The sequence below is a fragment of the Brucella ciceri genome (assembly GCF_041930145.1).
In the GTDB taxonomy this organism is placed as follows: Bacteria; Pseudomonadota; Alphaproteobacteria; order Rhizobiales; family Rhizobiaceae; genus Brucella; species Brucella intermedia.
In genome coordinates this window covers 433,681-448,846 of sequence record NZ_JBHEEV010000004.1, presented here as the reverse complement: position 1 = coordinate 448,846, position 15,166 = coordinate 433,681, and the positions used below count along the sequence as shown (strand labels likewise).

Here is a 15,166-nt window from a genome sequence, read left to right as displayed (position 1 = left end):
TCGTCTAGCGGTTAGGACGCCGCCCTTTCACGGCGGAAACAGGGGTTCGATTCCCCTTGGGCGTACCATTGCTGGTTTTTTCTTTTCCCCTTACAATTCAATCTGTTAGCACTCGATGTGCACTGTTTTGCGCCGTCAAAACTTATTCACAGACAAGTGAAAAAGGGGCTTGCATGTCGGAAATTTCCTGACTATAAGCGCCCCACACCAGCAACGGGCGCCCATCGTCTAGCGGTTAGGACGCCGCCCTTTCACGGCGGAAACAGGGGTTCGATTCCCCTTGGGCGTACCATTGCTGGTTTTTCTTTTCCCTTGAAATTGACGCAAATATTACTGGCTGAACTGCCAGGATGTTGCTACGCGCCGGACTGCAACCTTTTTGAAAGGACAGCATGATGCCGAAAGCAACAGCAATCGTTCCCACCACCCATGCCAGCCGTTACCTGCAGCAGCTCTGCAAGCATTGGGCACACAAATTCGCGGTCGAATTCACTCCTGAACATGGCACGATCGATCTTGGCGAGAAACGTCTCATGATTCTCGATGCCGATGCTGAAAAACTGACCACGACTGTCGAAACATCGGAAGAAAACCTTGCCCGCCTCGAAGAAGTCGTGGCGAGCCATGTTGTCCGCTTCGCTTTTCGCGAGGAACTCGTCTTCGACTGGATAAGGCAATAGCAAAGGCGGCAGCGTTTACCCTATCCGTAAAATGCCCGCAAATTGCCCGGAATAGCCATTATCGCATCACAATCCGGGCAAATTCTCCCGCGAGATTCCTCCCAGTTTCAAATGACTGATTTGATGGGGAAGAATAATGACAAGCGAAACAAGAACCACTCTCACCTTTCTCGGCGCCGGCCTGGTTGCTGCGGCAATGGCTCTCGGTGCGGATATGAGCTGGGCTGACGTCATCAAGGCCCTTTTCTGACCGCCACCGCCTATATTGGCTATTTCCGCGTAGCTGTCAGAAAAGCCTTTCGCATACGCGCCGAACTGCTCTACATCGGCGCATGATTTTTCAAACACCTCTGGTCACCGGCAGGCTGGAACGCCGCTACAAAAGATTTCTCGCCGACGTCACGCTGGATGACGGACGGTTCATCACAGCGTCCGTGCCCAACACCGGTTCGATGCTCGGACTGACCGCTCCGGGTTCTCGCGTCTGGCTGAGCGTTTCGGATGCCCCTCACCGCAAATATGCCCATACGCTGCAGATTGTCGAAGCTGATAATACGCTGGTTGGCGTGAACACCGGCTTGCCCAACAGAATCGCCGAGGAAGCGATCCTGAAGGGTCTCATTCCGCACCTTTCAGGATATGCCAGCCTCAAGCGCGAGCAGAAATATGGCCGGAATTCGCGCATTGATCTTCTGCTGGATGACGGTCCCCGCCAGCGAGCCTATGTCGAGGTCAAGAATGTGCATTTCATTCGCACGCTCGGACTGGCGGAGTTCCCCGACACGGTGACGGCGCGCGGAGCGAAGCACCTTGAGGAACTGGTCGACGTGGTTGCCGCTGGTCATCGGGGCGTGATGCTGTTTATTATCCAGCGAAACGATTGCAGCAGATTCAGCATTTCCGGCGATCTCGATCCCACTTACGCACGCGCTTTTGAACATGCGCGTGCAAACGGGGTTGAGGCCTGGGCCGTTCGGTGCCACATAACGGATAACAGCATTGACGCCACTGAACTGGTGCCAATTGAATGATTAAGGTCTAAGACGGATCGAGTGATGGTAACCTATATCGAAGCGACAAGTGCACCCATGAAATATACGGGCCAGATCAGGCTCTATGGCCCCGAGGCTTTCGAGGGTATGCGCACGGTCTGCAATCTGACGGCACGCTGTCTCGATGCCCTCAACGATATCGTCAAGCCGGGTGTGACCACCAACGAGATCGACCGCTTCGTATTCGAGTTCGGCATGGATCACGGCGCGTTTCCGGCAACGCTGAACTATCGCGGCTATACGAAATCGACCTGCACGTCGATCAATCACGTCGTCTGCCACGGCATTCCGAACGACAAGCCGCTGCGCGAGGGCGATATCGTCAATATCGACGTCACCTATCTCCTTGACGGCTGGCACGGCGATTCCAGCCGCATGTATGCGGTAGGCGAAATCAAGCGCGCCGCCGAGCGGCTGCTGGAAGTCACCTATGAAAGCCTTTTGCGCGGGATCGCAGCCGTCAAGCCGGGCGCCAAGACCGGTGCAATCGGCGCGGCGATCCAGACCTATGCCGAAGGCGAGCGCTGTTCTGTCGTGCGCGATTTCTGCGGGCACGGCGTGGGACAACTGTTCCATGACGCACCAAATATCCTTCACTACGGCACGCCCAATGAAGGGGTGGAAATCAAGGAAGGCATGATCTTCACCATCGAGCCGATGATCAATCTCGGCAAACCGCATGTGAAGGTTCTAGCCGATGGCTGGACGGCCGTTACACGGGATCGGTCGCTGACGGCGCAATACGAACATACGGTCGGCGTCACGAAAGACGGCTGCGAGATATTCACTCTCTCCCCAGCCAACGTCTTCGGACCGCCTTCCATGAGATGATGTCGAAGTGATATCATCTCGATAATTGTCTGGTCTGTTTTTGCGGGGGTTTAAACAGTATGGCAAAGAGCAAGACCGAGCCGGGTAATGCGCAGATGCCCGGCTTCAGCGATACGCTGCAACTGACGCCAAAAATCGAAAAGCCGCATTACGCCGGGCATCGCGATCGTCTCAAACAGCGTTTCAGGGAAACTCCCGACGCGCTGGCGGATTATGAATTGCTCGAAATGCTGCTGTTTCGCGCCATTCGCCGCTCCGACACCAAGCCGCTCGCCAAGGCGCTTTTGACCCGGTTCGGCTCGATTGCCGAAGTGCTGGCCGCTCCCGAAAAACTGATCGCCGAAGTACCCGGTGCCGGCCCCACCGTCGCGCATGAACTCAAGCTTGTGGAAGCCCTCGCCAAGCGAAGCGCCCGCAGCACGGTCATGGAGCGCGAAGTTCTGGGCTCATGGAATCAGGTGATCGAATATTGCACCACCGCCATGGCCTACGAGACCCGTGAGCAGTTCCGCATCCTGTTCCTCGACAAGAAGAACAAGATGATTGCCGATGAAGTGCAGCAGACCGGCACGGTCGATCATACGCCCGTCTATCCGCGCGAGGTCGTCAAACGGGCGCTGGAACTATCCGCGACCGCCATCATCCTGGTCCACAACCACCCGTCCGGCGACCCGACACCATCACGCGCCGATATCGACATGACCCGGCAACTCGTCAATGCCGCCAAGGCCCTCAACATCACGGTGCACGACCACGTCATCGTGGGAAAGCACGGTCATGCCAGCTTTCGCGGGTTGGGATTGATCTGACAGGGCATCCACCTCAAGCCGTTACCAATTGTTAAGCATAGCGCAAGGAATGGCTGCGCAATGCGTGGAAATCGCTCGAATTTTCTTAAATTTGGACACAATCAGAGGTGAGACGGAAGCCAGAGCGAAGGCAAGGCCTTTCGATGGCAATAATGAATTCAGGCATGTTTCCCGCCAGCGTTCTTCGACGGGAAAATCGGAGTAAAAAATGTTGAAGCGTTCTATCACCGCAGTGGCGCTTGGCGCCGCAATCGTTGCTTTTGCAGGGTCGGCTTTCGCCGCCGACATGATGGGAGCAACGGACTATTCCTATAACGATCCGGTTGCCAGCGGCCCGCATGACTGGTCCGGCAATTATATCGGCGCACAGATCGGCGCTTCCTCGTCCAAGGTTCCCGGCCCCTTCACCAACCGCACCGGCGCTTTGGGCGGCGTTGTTGTCGGCAAGAACATGCAGAGCGGCAATGTCGTGTTCGGTGCGGAACTCGAAGGCAACTTCGCCGAAGCGGAGCATCGCATCGGCCATGGCGGCAGCCTCCAGCAGTCGTGGAACGGCAATGCCAAGGGCAAGGTCGGCTATGCATTCGACAAGACGCTGGTTTATGGCACGGCCGGCTACGGTGTGACCCGCTTTAAGGCCAAGGACAACACCACCTCGGCCCCCGGCTGGGAAGGCGGCGCACTGATCGGCGCCGGTGTCGAACAGGCGCTTACCGGCCCGCTTTCCGTCAAGGCCGAGTATGACTTCCAGCGCTTCAGCGATGTGAAGTCCCGCGTCAACGGCGTGGAGCAGCGCAACAATCTGAAGAACCATTCGATCAAGGCTGGCCTGAACTACAAGTTCTAGACCTCTTGATCAGATGCGAAACTTCATTCTGTTTTCGCATCAAGCAATTCGCCTTTTGCACAAAGGGCTGCGTTTCACGGCGCAGCCCTTTCGTTTTGCATAAATTTATCTTCATTTCGCAGTCTGACTACGTCATCGGATGGCTTGACTCCGACAGGCACTCACCGCTTATAAATTGCGAGTGGATTGCGGGGAACAATAAGAGCGAAAAGTTCAACCATCAATTCGGGAGGTTGTCTTACCTTGCCGTTTAATTCTCCCGCGCCTGAACACTTGGATATGTGGTTCTGCTTCCGCAGGCCATGCAGTCAGGAATGAAAGAATGCAGCGCGTTTTTGACGGACATAATGATGTCCTTCTGCGGCTTTGGGAAAATGCCCGCAAGGGCGAAGACCCGATCAGGGAATTTATCGACGGAACGGATAGCGGCCATATCGATCTCCCCCGCTCTCGTAAAGGCGGTCTCGCTGGCGGCATATGCGCCATTTACGTTCCCTCGGGCGAGCATATCGAACTGGGCAAGCCGGACGCCAATGGCCATTATGAAACACCCCTTTCGCCACCGCTGAAACGCAGCCCCTCCCTCGACATCGCTCTCGATATGGCTGCCATTGCCCTCAAGCTGGAAGCCGCTGGCGGCTGGAAGCTCTGCCGCAATGGCCGCGACCTCGACGAGACGCTGGACAGCGATACATTTACCGCCGTACTGCACATGGAAGGCTGCGAGGCCATCGATGAAGATCTGGCCGCGCTTGAAGTCTTTTACGCCGCGGGCCTGCGTTCGCTCGGACCTGTCTGGAGCCGCAACAATATCTTCGCTCACGGCGTTCCGTTCGCCTACCCGATGAGCCCCGATACCGGCCCTGGCCTGACGGATACGGGCAAGCGCCTCGTCAAGGCATGCAATGCCAAGGGCATTCTGATCGATCTGGCGCATATCACCGAAAAAGGCTTCTGGGACGTGGCGAAACTGAGCGATCAGCCGCTGGTTGCCAGCCATTCCAATGCGCACGCCCTCACCCCCGTCGCACGCAACCTGACCGACCGTCAGCTAGATGCCATTCGCGAGAGCAAAGGCCTTGCCGGACTGAACTACGCCACGACGATGCTGCGCGCCGATGCCAAGGAAGACGCCAACACGCCGCTTTCCGATGTGGTGCGCCACGTGGATTACATGGTCGAACGGATGGGCATCGACTGTGTGGCGCTTGGTTCGGACTATGACGGTGCAACAATTCCCGCCGAAATCGGCGATGCAGCCGGCACGCAAAACCTTGTCGCAGCTTTGCGGAAAGCGGGATATGGTGAAGAAGAGCTGGCAAAGATTTGCCGGGGCAATTGGATACGCGTTTTGAAACAGGCCTGGCACGAAGCAGCGTGATCTGAAGCGCATCCTGTGAACGGTTTTCGGAACAGGATGCGCAGGAACAAAGACAAAATCCCATACAAAATCACAGGAAGGGAACTCTAACATGATGCATTTCGGACGTTTTCGTATTCTGGCTGCCGGTGCGGCACTTGCGGCCGTGCTGGCTGCAAATCCGGCCTGGTCCGCCACGCCGGCCGATACGCTGGTCCAAGCATGGGCCATCGACGACACGATCACGCTGGACCCGGCCGAGTCTTTCGAACTGAGCCCGGCTGAATTCATCGGTAACGCCTATGACATGCTCGTCCGTCTCGACATCAACGACACGTCGAAGGTCGTTCCGGGCGTCGCCGAAAGCTGGACCGTTTCCGACGACGGCCTCACCTATACGTTCAAGCTGAAGAAGGACATCAAGTTCGCTTCCGGCAACCCGATCACTTCTGCCGACGTTGCCTACTCCTTTGAGCGTGCAGTGCGTCTCGACAAGAGCCCGGCCTTCATCCTGACCCAGTTCGGCCTGACGAAGGATAACGTGAACGAAAAGGCGAAAGCCGTTGACGACAGCACCTTCGTTTTCACCGTCGACAAGCCTTATGCACCAAGCTTCGTGCTGAACTGCCTGACCGCGACCGTCGCCGCAGTCGTCGACAAGAAGCTTCTCGAAGAACATGCCGAGAAGGTGACCCCGACCGACGAGTACAAGTACGAAACCGATTACGCCAATGCATGGCTGAAAACCAAATCGGCAGGCTCCGGCCCGTTCGTGATCCGCGAATGGCGCGCCAATGAAGTCGTCATTCTGGAACGCAACGACAATTTCTATGGTGAAAAGGCCAACCTTAAGCGCGTCTTCTATCGTCACGTCAAGGAAAGCGCGACGCAGCGCCTGATGCTCGAATCCGGCGATGTCGATGTGGCGCGCAATCTGGAACCGGGCGACTACGAAGCTGTCCTGAAGAACGACAAGCTTTCCACGACCAGCGCCGCAAAGGGCACGGTCTATTACATCAGCCTCAACCAGAAGAACCCGAACCTCGCCAAGCCTGAAGTTCGCGAAGCTTTTAAATATCTGGTCGATTACGATGCAATCGGTTCGACGCTCATCAAGGGCATCGGCGAAATCCGCCAGACCTATCAGGCCAAGGGCGTTCTCGGCGCTCTCGATGCTGCGCCGTACAAGCTCGACGTCGCCAAGGCGAAGGAACTGCTTGCTAAGGCCGGTCTGAAGGACGGTCTTTCGGTTACGTTCGACGTGCGTAACGGTCAGCCGGTCACCGGCATTGCCGAATCCTTCCAGCAGACCGCTGCACAGGCCGGCGTGAAGATCGAAATCATCCCCGGCGACGGCAAGCAGACGCTGACCAAGTATCGCGCCCGCAACCACGATATGTATATCGGCCAGTGGGGCATGGACTATTGGGACCCCAATTCCAACGCTGAAGCTTTCACCAGCAACCCGGACAACAGCGACGACGCCTCGACCAAGACGCTTGCATGGCGCAACGCCTGGGACATTCCGGAACTGACCAAGCAGACGCAGGCTGCTCTTCTGGAACGGGACAACGACAAGCGTGCCGAACAGTACAAGAAGCTGCAGCAGGAAGCGCTCGACCAGAGCCCGTTCGTCATGCTGTTCCAGCAGGTTGAAGTCGCCGGCATTGGCGGCAATGTGAAGGGCTACAAGCTCGGCCCGACATTCGACTCCAACTTCCTGGCGAACGTCAGCAAGGAATAGTCGGCCATGCTTCGGCGTGTGGAAACAACCACGTGCTGAAACGGCTTTAAATCAACGGGATGGAGCGGTTTTCTGAATCAAAAAGGAAAGCCGCTCCACGAAATTTTCAGCGCTGCCGATCCGGCTTTCCGGAGCGACAGATGTCCTGAAACGCTCTCTGAGCCTGAAACAAAAGGCGGCATGAGTGTGCGAGAATGATGATTTTTGAGTTCCGCGACGGAGTGTACTTGAAAGTACATGTGCACCGGAACGCAAAAAATTGCCATTTGCAGCCACTCAAGGCGGGACTTTTGGAACAGGCTCTCACTGTCGGAAGCGGTCAAAACATTGAGTAACACTGTCACTACAAAAAAAGTAAGGCGAGCGCCGCGGCGCTCAACGGCCCTTGCCGCATCGATAGCCAGTTTTCTGGGTATCGTCGTCACGACCTATCTGGGCCTTCTGGCCGTAACTTTTTTCATCGGCCGCGTTGTGCCGATTGATCCCGTGCTTGCCATCGTTGGCGACCGCGCTCCAGCGCATGTCGTCGCCCGCGTGCGGGAAGAAATGGGCTTCAACCTGCCCTATTACCAGCAGTTCTTTCTCTACGTGAAGGGCGTGCTGCAGGGCGATTTCGGCACCTCGGTGCTGACCACCAACCCCGTCATGACCGATATTCGCCGCGTTTTCCCGGCTACGATGGAACTCGCCACCGTCGGCACGATCATTGGAGCCCTGTTCGGCATTCCGCTCGGCGTTCTCGCTGCGGTCAAGCGCGGCAGCATTGTCGACCAGATCGTGCGCGTGATCGGCCTTGTCGGCTATTCGGTGCCGATCTTCTGGCTCGGCATGCTTGCGCTTCTGATCTTCTATGCGCGGCTAGGCTGGACCTCCGGTCCCGGACGCATCGACATCACGTTCGAATATACCTTCACCCCGATCACCGGCTTCTACCTGATCGACGCGATCCTCCAGCGCGATTGGCCAGCCCTCAAGGATATTGTCTCCCACCTTATCCTGCCATCCGTGCTGCTCGGCTATTTCTCGCTTGCCTATATCAGCCGCATGACCCGTTCCTTCATGCTCAACGAGCTGGAACAGGAATATATCATCGCAGCGCGCGCCAAGGGCATTTCGGAAACCCGCATCATCTGGGGCCATGCACTGCGCAACGCCGCCGTGCCGTTGGTGACCGTGATCGCGCTTTCCTATGCCGGACTTCTGGAAGGTTCGGTACTGACCGAAACCATCTTCTCCTGGCCGGGCCTCGGACTCTACATCACCAATTCACTGCAAAACGCTGATATGAATGCCGTTCTGGGTGGCACCATCGTCATCGGGTCGGTCTTTATCGCGCTCAACCTCGTGTCCGATCTTCTCTATCGGCTTCTCGATCCAAGGACGCGCGCACGATGAGCCAAATGACAGATACTTCCAACCTCTCATGGCGTGAGTGGCTGCTTACGGAGCGGCCACAGTCACGCACACAAGCCCGCCTCGGCCGTGCCTATATGGTCTGGCGGCGCTTCACCGCCAACAAGCTGGCCGTCCTTGGCCTCCTCATCATCATCGGCCTTCTGGTCGTTGCAGCCCTGGCCGATGTGCTGGCGCCGCATTCGCCGGTCGCCGGCGATCTGGCCAATGCACGTCTCTTGCCGCCGGGGTCGCCCGGCTATCTGCTCGGCACTGACGATCAGGGCCGCGATATTCTTTCGCGTCTGATCTATGGCTCCCGCCTTACCCTTTATGTGGTGCTGCTGGTCGCCATCATCGCAGCGCCCATCGGCCTTCTGGTCGGCACGGTCGCGGGCTATGCAGGTGGCTGGGTGGATGCCGTGCTGATGCGCATCACCGACATCTTCCTCGCCTTCCCGAAGCTCATTCTGGCACTGGCCTTCGTTGCCGCTCTCGGACCGGGCATCGAAAATGCCATCATCGCCATCGCCATCACTTCGTGGCCGCCATATGCGCGCATTGCGCGTGCGGAAACGCTGACCGTGCGTAATTCGGATTATATCTCCGCCGTCCGTTTGATGGGCGCTTCGCCTATCCGCATCGTCGTGCGCCACATTATGCCGCTCTGCACATCGTCACTGATCGTGCGTGTAACGCTCGACATGGCAGGCATCATCCTTACCGCCGCCGGTCTCGGCTTCCTCGGCCTCGGCGCACAGCCGCCTCTGCCTGAATGGGGTGCGATGATCGCTTCCGGTCGCCGCTTCATTCTCGACCAGTGGTGGGTGGCCGCCATGCCGGGTATCGCGATCCTGATCGTCAGCCTCGGCTTCAATCTTCTGGGCGATGGCCTGCGCGATGCGCTCGATCCGCGGGGTAACAACCAATGAAGCCTCTTCTGACTGTCGAAGACCTGCGCGTCACCTTCCCGACCCGCACGGGTGCAATCGAGGCCGTGCGCGGCGTCAGCTTCGAACTGGGTCGTGAACGCCTCGGCATCGTGGGCGAATCCGGTTCCGGCAAGTCGCAGACCGGCCGCGCCATCATGGGTCTGACCCCGCAGCATGCGAAGATCACCGCCAAAAAACTCGAGTTTGACGGCATCGATCTTCTGAACGCACCGGCACGCGAACGCCGCGCTTTGCGCGGCGGACGCATCGCCATGGTTTTGCAGGACCCGAAATACTCGCTCAATCCTGTGATGACCATCGGCAAGCAGATTGCCGAAACGCTGAAGGCCCACGGCAAGTTCAGCAGTGAAGAAATCCGCAGGCGCTCCATCGCCATGCTGGAAGCCGTGCAGATCCGCGATGCTGAACGGGTTATGAGCCTCTATCCGCACGAAGTTTCGGGCGGCATGGGCCAGCGCGTCATGATTGCCATGATGCTGGTTGCCGAGCCGGAAATGCTGATAGCCGATGAGCCGACTTCGGCGCTTGACGTTACGGTCCAGCTTGAAGTGCTCGGCATCCTCGACAAGCTGGTTGCCGAACGCGGTATGGGACTGATCTTCGTCAGCCACGATCTGCGCCTCGTTTCCTCCTTCTGCGACCGCGTCATCGTGATGTATGCGGGCAAGATCGTGGAGGAAATTGCGGCCAAGGACCTCGCCAATGCGAAACACCCCTATACGCAAGGATTGCTGAACTGCATGCCGAAAATCGGAGCCGATCGCCATCCCCTGCCAACCTTGCAGCGTGAGGAGGCATGGAAGCTATGAGCACGGCATCTGCACTGAGCGTCGACAATATCGACGTCTATTTCGACCACTTCCATGCACTGAAATCGGTCAGCATCGAAGTGGCCCGGGGCGAATCCTACGGCCTCGTGGGTGAATCCGGTTCTGGCAAATCCACCCTGTTGCGCGCTGTTGCGGGATTGGCGCCTGTCGAGGACGGCGAAATCCGTATCGACGGACAATTGCTGAAGACACCGCGTGACAAGGCGTTCTATCGCAATGTCCAGATGGTGTTTCAGGACCCCTACGGCTCGCTGCATCCGCGCCAGACGGTGGACCGGCTGTTGCTGGAACCGCTCGCCATCCATGGGGTCGGCGATACGGAACAGCGCATCGTGAAGGCGCTCGATGAAGTCGGCCTCGGTTCCGGCTTCCGCTTTCGCTATCCGCACCAGCTTTCGGGTGGCCAGCGCCAGCGCATCGCCATTGCTCGCGCCCTGATCGTCGAGCCCAGCATATTGCTGCTCGACGAGCCCACCTCCGCGCTCGATGCTTCGGTTCAGGCGGAAGTGCTGAACCTGCTCGAACAGGTTCGGCGCGACCGCAACCTGACCTTCGTCATGGTCAGCCACGACCTTGGCGTCGTCACCCATATGTGCGACCGGCTTGCCGTCATGCGCAATGGTGAGGTCGTGGAACAGCTGCAGGCAAACGATCTTGTCAGCGGCAATATCCATGCCGACTATACGAAGAACCTGATGCGGGCGAGCGAAGGCTTCCGCAGGTAAAGCAGAAACGGTCCGTTTCAGGATACGCTAAAAACAAAGGGGACCTTGGGGTCCCCTTTTTCATCGCATCAATCGTCGGACTTGCGCGGCGTGTCGCCATCCTGCCCGCGCCGCCAATAGGCGACGATCAACTGCCGATCCTTCGGAATATTGCGTTCCTTGCGCATATAGGTGCGGATCGACCGGAACGCGTTGAATTCACAACCGACCCAGACGTAAATATCGTCTTCGTCTTCCGGCAATTCGACCGCCCGCACGGCATCCTGCAACAAGGTCGTCGTTCCAGCTTCCGCGCCATTGCGGTTCAGCCACTGCAGATCGATATCGGCGCGCGAAAAAAGTTCCTGCTCTTCCTCTGCGCTGCCGATCTCGATCCGCACGACCGCCTTGGTTCCTTCCGGCAACCGTTCCAGAATGCGCCCGATGGCAGGCAGAGCGGTTTCGTCTCCGGCGAGCAGATACCACTTCGCATCACCTGCATCGCCACCGCCGGGACCTGTCATGCCGACAATATCGCCCGGCTTGGCGCTGAGGGCCCAACCGGAACCCGGAGCGTCGCAATCATCACCGTGAACGACCATATCGATATCCACCCATCCGGCGACGGTATCGATGTTGCGGATCGTGTAGACACGTGTCGCAAGCTTGGCTGCGCCTTCGGGCCAGACCGGACGACCATCTTCACCGGTTGTGGGCCATTGCGGCTTTGCCAGGCCTTCGGGCGGAAACAGAAGGCGGATATGGAGCCCCAGCTGCGAGAAGCGGAACAGGTTTTCGCCTTTCAGGCGAACGCGCCGCATGTGCGGTGTTACATTCGACACGGAGACGACCTGCATCTCGCGGAAATAGGGCAGCGGCAGTCCGGCAGCCCCATCGCCTTCCCAGATGATTTTCGGTTTGGCGCTGCCCTTGTCGAGAAACTCCAGCACATGTTCGGCTATGGAATATTTCATATAGGCAAGGCCGGTTTCGTCCTCGCTGGAGACATCGACGCTGACCGTTTCATTGTCCCACTGCACATCCGCCTGACCGAAGCTCAGCACCAGCTTTGCCGTGCTGCCCTGACGGTGCACGTCGGCATGCTCGACGAAATGATCGAGAAGCTGATTGACCACATGACCGGCGTTGGTAAGCGCAAAGCGGGTATTGGCGTTGAGTTCGGACATGCCCCGTCCTCCTTTGGGAAACAATTTCCCCAGCCTTACCCGAATATAACATGACTATTCAAGTCATCATTTTGGCTTGAACCCGCAATAAATCGTGACGGGCAGTGCCTGCCGCCAGACATCGAAGGAACCGAGCGCCCCAGCCTGCGCAACCGACAATCGCGTCAGTTCTCCGCCGTACTTTTCACGCCAGTGGAAAAGCAGCATTTCGCTTTGCAGGGTCACGGCGTTGGCAACCAGCCTGCCCCCCGGATTCAAGGCGTTCCAGCAAGCTTCCAGCACACCATCATCCGTTACCCCGCCGCCGATGAAGATCGCGTCTGGCGCTTCCAAGCCGGCCAACGCTAGGGGCGCTTCCCCCCTGACCAGCTGCAATCCGGGAACGCCCAGTGCGGCGCGATTTCGCTCGATCATAGCCTGTCGCTGTTCGCTGGCCTCGATGGCAATCGCACGACACGAGGGATGAACACGCATCCATTCGATGCCAATCGAACCACAACCGGCACCCACATCCCATAGCAGTTCACGCGGCAATGGCTGCAATCGCGACAGCGTGACGGCACGAATGTCGCGCTTGGTCAGTTGGCCATCATTCTCGAACGCTTCATCAGGAAGACCTACGACAGGCGAAAACACGTTCGCTTGCGATGCAGCGCTGCATTCGATTGCCAGAACATTCAGATCGGCGCATCGCCCGTGCGACCAGTTTTCGGCAATCTCCTGCACCCGGTGTTCCTTGGAGCCACCAACATGCTCAAGAACAGTCATGCGGCTTTGACCAAACCCCTTGCCCCTGAGCATTGCCGCCGCTTTCGCTGGCGTCGTGCCGTCATTGCTGAGCACCAAGAGCTTCTCGCCGGGCAGGATATGCGGTTGCAGCAGTTCAAACGGACGACCGTGCACGCTGACTGTGCGGACATCCTGGAGCGGCCAGCCCATCCGTGCCGCGGCCAGTGAAAGCGAAGACGGATGTGGCAGAACCAGCATTTCTTCCGGCGAAAAATGCCGGACCAAAGTTGCACCCACGCCAAAAAACATCGGATCGCCGCTTGCCAGCACGATGACCGGCTCGCCGCGATAGGCCTCGATCATCCCGATAGCTTCGTCGAATGGAGAAGGCCAGGCCACGCGTTCGGCTTTGATGCCATCGTTCAGAAAATCCAGATGGCGTCTGCCGCCGAAAATGGCCTTGGCCGAGGCGATAGCCGCAAGCGCGGTTTTTCCAAGCCCATCAAACCCGTCTTCACCGATCCCGATCACTGTCAGCCAGCGTGCCATGCGCAATGCTCCTTTTCCCGAGTTCGTAGAGCATTTTGCAGTCAGGTGAAATCACCTGACTTCGCATAAATGCGGCAAAACAAACGGATGGAGCGGAAGGGCGAACGAATGTGAGGCATTTCGCTCTGTCGCGGACAGTAGCAAGTGCATGCGGCAAGGCGTATAAGACTGAAATGCCGAGCAACCCGATCACCAATTCGCTGCAAGCCCAACCCGACAGGCGCAACGCCTGCCCCGGCCTCTCGCGCATGGTGATGGCGAAAGACGGTGCGATTGCCCGCATAAAACTGAAGCTGGGCCGCTTGTCAGCCGATCAGGCACGTTCAATTGCAGCAATAGCCGAACACTTCGATGCAGGCGCAATAGAGCTGTCGATTCGCTCCAATATCCAGTTGCGCGGTATTGCGCCCGAACATTGGGATAATGTTGTCGCTGCGCTGCACGACGCCGGCCTCGGAGCAGAAAACTCCGGTGCTGATGATATTCGCAACGTGATGGTCAGCCCCACGGCCGGCATTGATTGGGGCCAGATAGCCGATGTCACGGAACTGGCCTCATCCGCGCTCGATACGCTGCAGGCGAATGAGGCTTTCTATGCGCTATCGCCGAAATTCTCCTTGCAGATTGACGGCAGTGAGGATTGCGCAATGGTTTCGCATCCGGGCGATATCTGGCTTTCAGCCATGGACCGGAAAACCTATGCGTTCGGCCTCGCCTCGTCTCCAGATAAGCCCGCGCTGGGAACCATAGACGCGCGACACGCCCTGCCATTCATCGAAGCGTTGCTGCATCGCTTTTTACATCAGGGCAGCTTTGCGCGGATGAAGCATCTGTTCGAGATCATTTCGCCATCGCAGTTTCTGGCCAATTTGGAAAGGGAACTCCCTTTTCCCATCCATTCGGCAAATGGCTGGAAACGCAAGGCAGGGACGGCGTTTTCGCATCTCGGAGCGAACCGGCAGCGCGATGGGTCGACTTATATCGGCGCGATGCCGCTCATGGGACGGCTGACGCCACGCCAACTCAGCGCGCTGGCGGACCTCTCCGAGAGCGGAAAAGGCGAACTGCGCCTTACGCCCTGGCAAGGTGTCATCCTGCCTTATGTAAACGAAACCCGGGTGATCGAGCTCACCCAAATGCTCCCTTCGCTTGGTCTCGAAACGACAGCCGAAGCCCCGCACGCGCGGCTTCGTGCCTGCTCGGGCTCGAGTGGGTGCGCCTCTGCGCTCGCCGACACCCAAACCGACGGCGGGAAGCTAGCGACACGTCTAAGTCCCGGAACGTCATCCGTACACATTACAGGATGCGCCAAATCATGCGCAGCGCTTGCGCCATTGCCGCATACGCTGCTGGCGCGCTCGGCATGCCGCTACGATCTCTATACGCAGGAGCCGTTTCCGCAAGACGGGGCTGGACCATCGCGCTTCGGACGGTTATTGGCGACTGATATTACCATTGACCAAGCGGCGCACCTTCTGAACGCCCGACACTGATTAGAG

The 15,166-nt window shown here is 58.0% G+C and carries 14 protein-coding genes and 1 tRNA gene; 13 read left to right on the top strand and 2 right to left on the bottom strand.

The window, feature by feature from the left end:
* Positions 1-217 precede the first annotated feature (217 nt).
* The 12 genes from JNC63_RS10880 to JNC63_RS10825 all read left to right on the top strand — a co-directional run bounded on the left by JNC63_RS10880 (position 218) and on the right by JNC63_RS10825 (position 11,223).
* A tRNA-Glu gene (locus JNC63_RS10880) sits at positions 218-292 on the top strand.
* 103 nt (positions 293-395) lie between these two features.
* On the top strand, positions 396-680 hold the full coding sequence (locus JNC63_RS10875; protein ID WP_063620960.1) for a DUF2218 domain-containing protein: 285 nt from the start codon (positions 396-398) through the stop codon (positions 678-680).
* A gap of 332 nt (positions 681-1,012) precedes the next feature.
* A complete protein-coding gene (gene sfsA / locus JNC63_RS10870) occupies positions 1,013-1,711 on the top strand; it encodes a DNA/RNA nuclease SfsA (protein WP_025090424.1) in 699 nt (232 codons plus the stop codon).
* Between the two features lie 24 nt (positions 1,712-1,735).
* Positions 1,736-2,563 carry a type I methionyl aminopeptidase gene (map, locus tag JNC63_RS10865; RefSeq protein ID WP_006470294.1) on the top strand — a complete coding sequence of 276 codons (828 nt, stop codon included), beginning with the start codon at positions 1,736-1,738 and terminating at the stop codon, positions 2,561-2,563.
* Between the two features lie 59 nt (positions 2,564-2,622).
* Entirely contained in the window at positions 2,623-3,372 is a 750-nt protein-coding gene (radC, locus tag JNC63_RS10860; protein WP_025090425.1) for a RadC family protein, read from the top strand.
* A gap of 208 nt (positions 3,373-3,580) precedes the next feature.
* Complete coding sequence (locus JNC63_RS10855) at positions 3,581-4,219, top strand: outer membrane protein (RefSeq protein ID WP_006467076.1); 639 nt, start codon at positions 3,581-3,583, stop codon at positions 4,217-4,219.
* A 322-nt stretch (positions 4,220-4,541) separates the two neighbouring features.
* Positions 4,542-5,600, top strand: a complete 1,059-nt coding sequence (locus JNC63_RS10850) for a dipeptidase (RefSeq protein ID WP_025090426.1) — start codon at positions 4,542-4,544, stop codon at positions 5,598-5,600.
* Positions 5,601-5,691: 91 nt separating this feature from the next.
* The gene (locus tag JNC63_RS10845; protein ID WP_006467078.1) at positions 5,692-7,323 is read left to right on the top strand and encodes an ABC transporter substrate-binding protein; all 1,632 of its coding nucleotides are present in this window, start codon (positions 5,692-5,694) and stop codon (positions 7,321-7,323) included.
* 327 nt (positions 7,324-7,650) lie between these two features.
* Positions 7,651-8,718, top strand: a complete 1,068-nt coding sequence (locus JNC63_RS10840) for an ABC transporter permease (RefSeq protein ID WP_025090427.1) — start codon at positions 7,651-7,653, stop codon at positions 8,716-8,718.
* Positions 8,715-9,647, top strand: a complete 933-nt coding sequence (nikC, locus tag JNC63_RS10835) for a nickel transporter permease (RefSeq protein WP_025090428.1) — start codon at positions 8,715-8,717, stop codon at positions 9,645-9,647. The genes JNC63_RS10840 and nikC overlap by 4 nt, the downstream gene beginning before the upstream one ends.
* Positions 9,644-10,477 carry an ABC transporter ATP-binding protein gene (locus JNC63_RS10830; protein ID WP_025090429.1) on the top strand — a complete coding sequence of 278 codons (834 nt, stop codon included), beginning with the start codon at positions 9,644-9,646 and terminating at the stop codon, positions 10,475-10,477. The genes nikC and JNC63_RS10830 overlap by 4 nt, the downstream gene beginning before the upstream one ends.
* Positions 10,474-11,223, top strand: coding sequence for an ABC transporter ATP-binding protein (locus tag JNC63_RS10825; protein ID WP_025090430.1), 750 nt, complete (start codon positions 10,474-10,476; stop codon positions 11,221-11,223). Before JNC63_RS10830 ends, JNC63_RS10825 begins: the two co-directional genes overlap by 4 nt.
* A gap of 68 nt (positions 11,224-11,291) precedes the next feature.
* On the opposite strand, the gene JNC63_RS10820 is transcribed toward JNC63_RS10825, so the two are convergent.
* Positions 11,292-12,389, bottom strand: a complete 1,098-nt coding sequence (locus tag JNC63_RS10820) for a siderophore-interacting protein (RefSeq protein WP_025090431.1) — start codon at positions 12,387-12,389, stop codon at positions 11,292-11,294.
* A gap of 66 nt (positions 12,390-12,455) precedes the next feature.
* Positions 12,456-13,667: a bifunctional cobalt-precorrin-7 (C(5))-methyltransferase/cobalt-precorrin-6B (C(15))-methyltransferase gene (locus JNC63_RS10815; protein ID WP_025090432.1), complete on the bottom strand. Its 1,212-nt coding sequence runs from the start codon at positions 13,665-13,667 to the stop codon at positions 12,456-12,458.
* A gap of 173 nt (positions 13,668-13,840) precedes the next feature.
* Here JNC63_RS10815 and cobG point away from each other — a divergent pair, with 173 nt between their 5' ends.
* Positions 13,841-15,160, top strand: a complete 1,320-nt coding sequence (cobG, locus tag JNC63_RS10810; RefSeq protein WP_100651965.1) for a precorrin-3B synthase — start codon at positions 13,841-13,843, stop codon at positions 15,158-15,160.
* Positions 15,161-15,166: the final 6 nt, after the last annotated feature.

Excerpts from the sequence above, each read along its gene's own strand:
- radC (WP_025090425.1), top strand. The coding sequence starts at position 2,623 with ATGGCAAAGAGCAAGACCGAGCCGGGTAATGCGCAGATGCCCGGCTTC.
- JNC63_RS10845 (WP_006467078.1), top strand. The coding sequence starts at position 5,692 with ATGATGCATTTCGGACGTTTTCGTATTCTGGCTGCCGGTGCGGCACTT.
- JNC63_RS10830 (WP_025090429.1), top strand. The coding sequence starts at position 9,644 with ATGAAGCCTCTTCTGACTGTCGAAGACCTGCGCGTCACCTTCCCGACC.
- JNC63_RS10825 (WP_025090430.1), top strand. The coding sequence starts at position 10,474 with ATGAGCACGGCATCTGCACTGAGCGTCGACAATATCGACGTCTATTTC.
- JNC63_RS10820 (WP_025090431.1), bottom strand. The coding sequence starts at position 12,389 with ATGTCCGAACTCAACGCCAATACCCGCTTTGCGCTTACCAACGCCGGT.
- JNC63_RS10815 (WP_025090432.1), bottom strand. The coding sequence starts at position 13,667 with ATGGCACGCTGGCTGACAGTGATCGGGATCGGTGAAGACGGGTTTGAT.
- nikC (WP_025090428.1), top strand. The coding sequence starts at position 8,715 with ATGAGCCAAATGACAGATACTTCCAACCTCTCATGGCGTGAGTGGCTG.
- cobG (WP_100651965.1), top strand. The coding sequence starts at position 13,841 with ATGCCGAGCAACCCGATCACCAATTCGCTGCAAGCCCAACCCGACAGG.
- map (WP_006470294.1), top strand. The coding sequence starts at position 1,736 with ATGGTAACCTATATCGAAGCGACAAGTGCACCCATGAAATATACGGGC.
- JNC63_RS10850 (WP_025090426.1), top strand. The coding sequence starts at position 4,542 with ATGCAGCGCGTTTTTGACGGACATAATGATGTCCTTCTGCGGCTTTGG.
- JNC63_RS10875 (WP_063620960.1), top strand. The coding sequence starts at position 396 with ATGCCGAAAGCAACAGCAATCGTTCCCACCACCCATGCCAGCCGTTAC.
- sfsA (WP_025090424.1), top strand. The coding sequence starts at position 1,013 with ATGATTTTTCAAACACCTCTGGTCACCGGCAGGCTGGAACGCCGCTAC.
- JNC63_RS10855 (WP_006467076.1), top strand. The coding sequence starts at position 3,581 with ATGTTGAAGCGTTCTATCACCGCAGTGGCGCTTGGCGCCGCAATCGTT.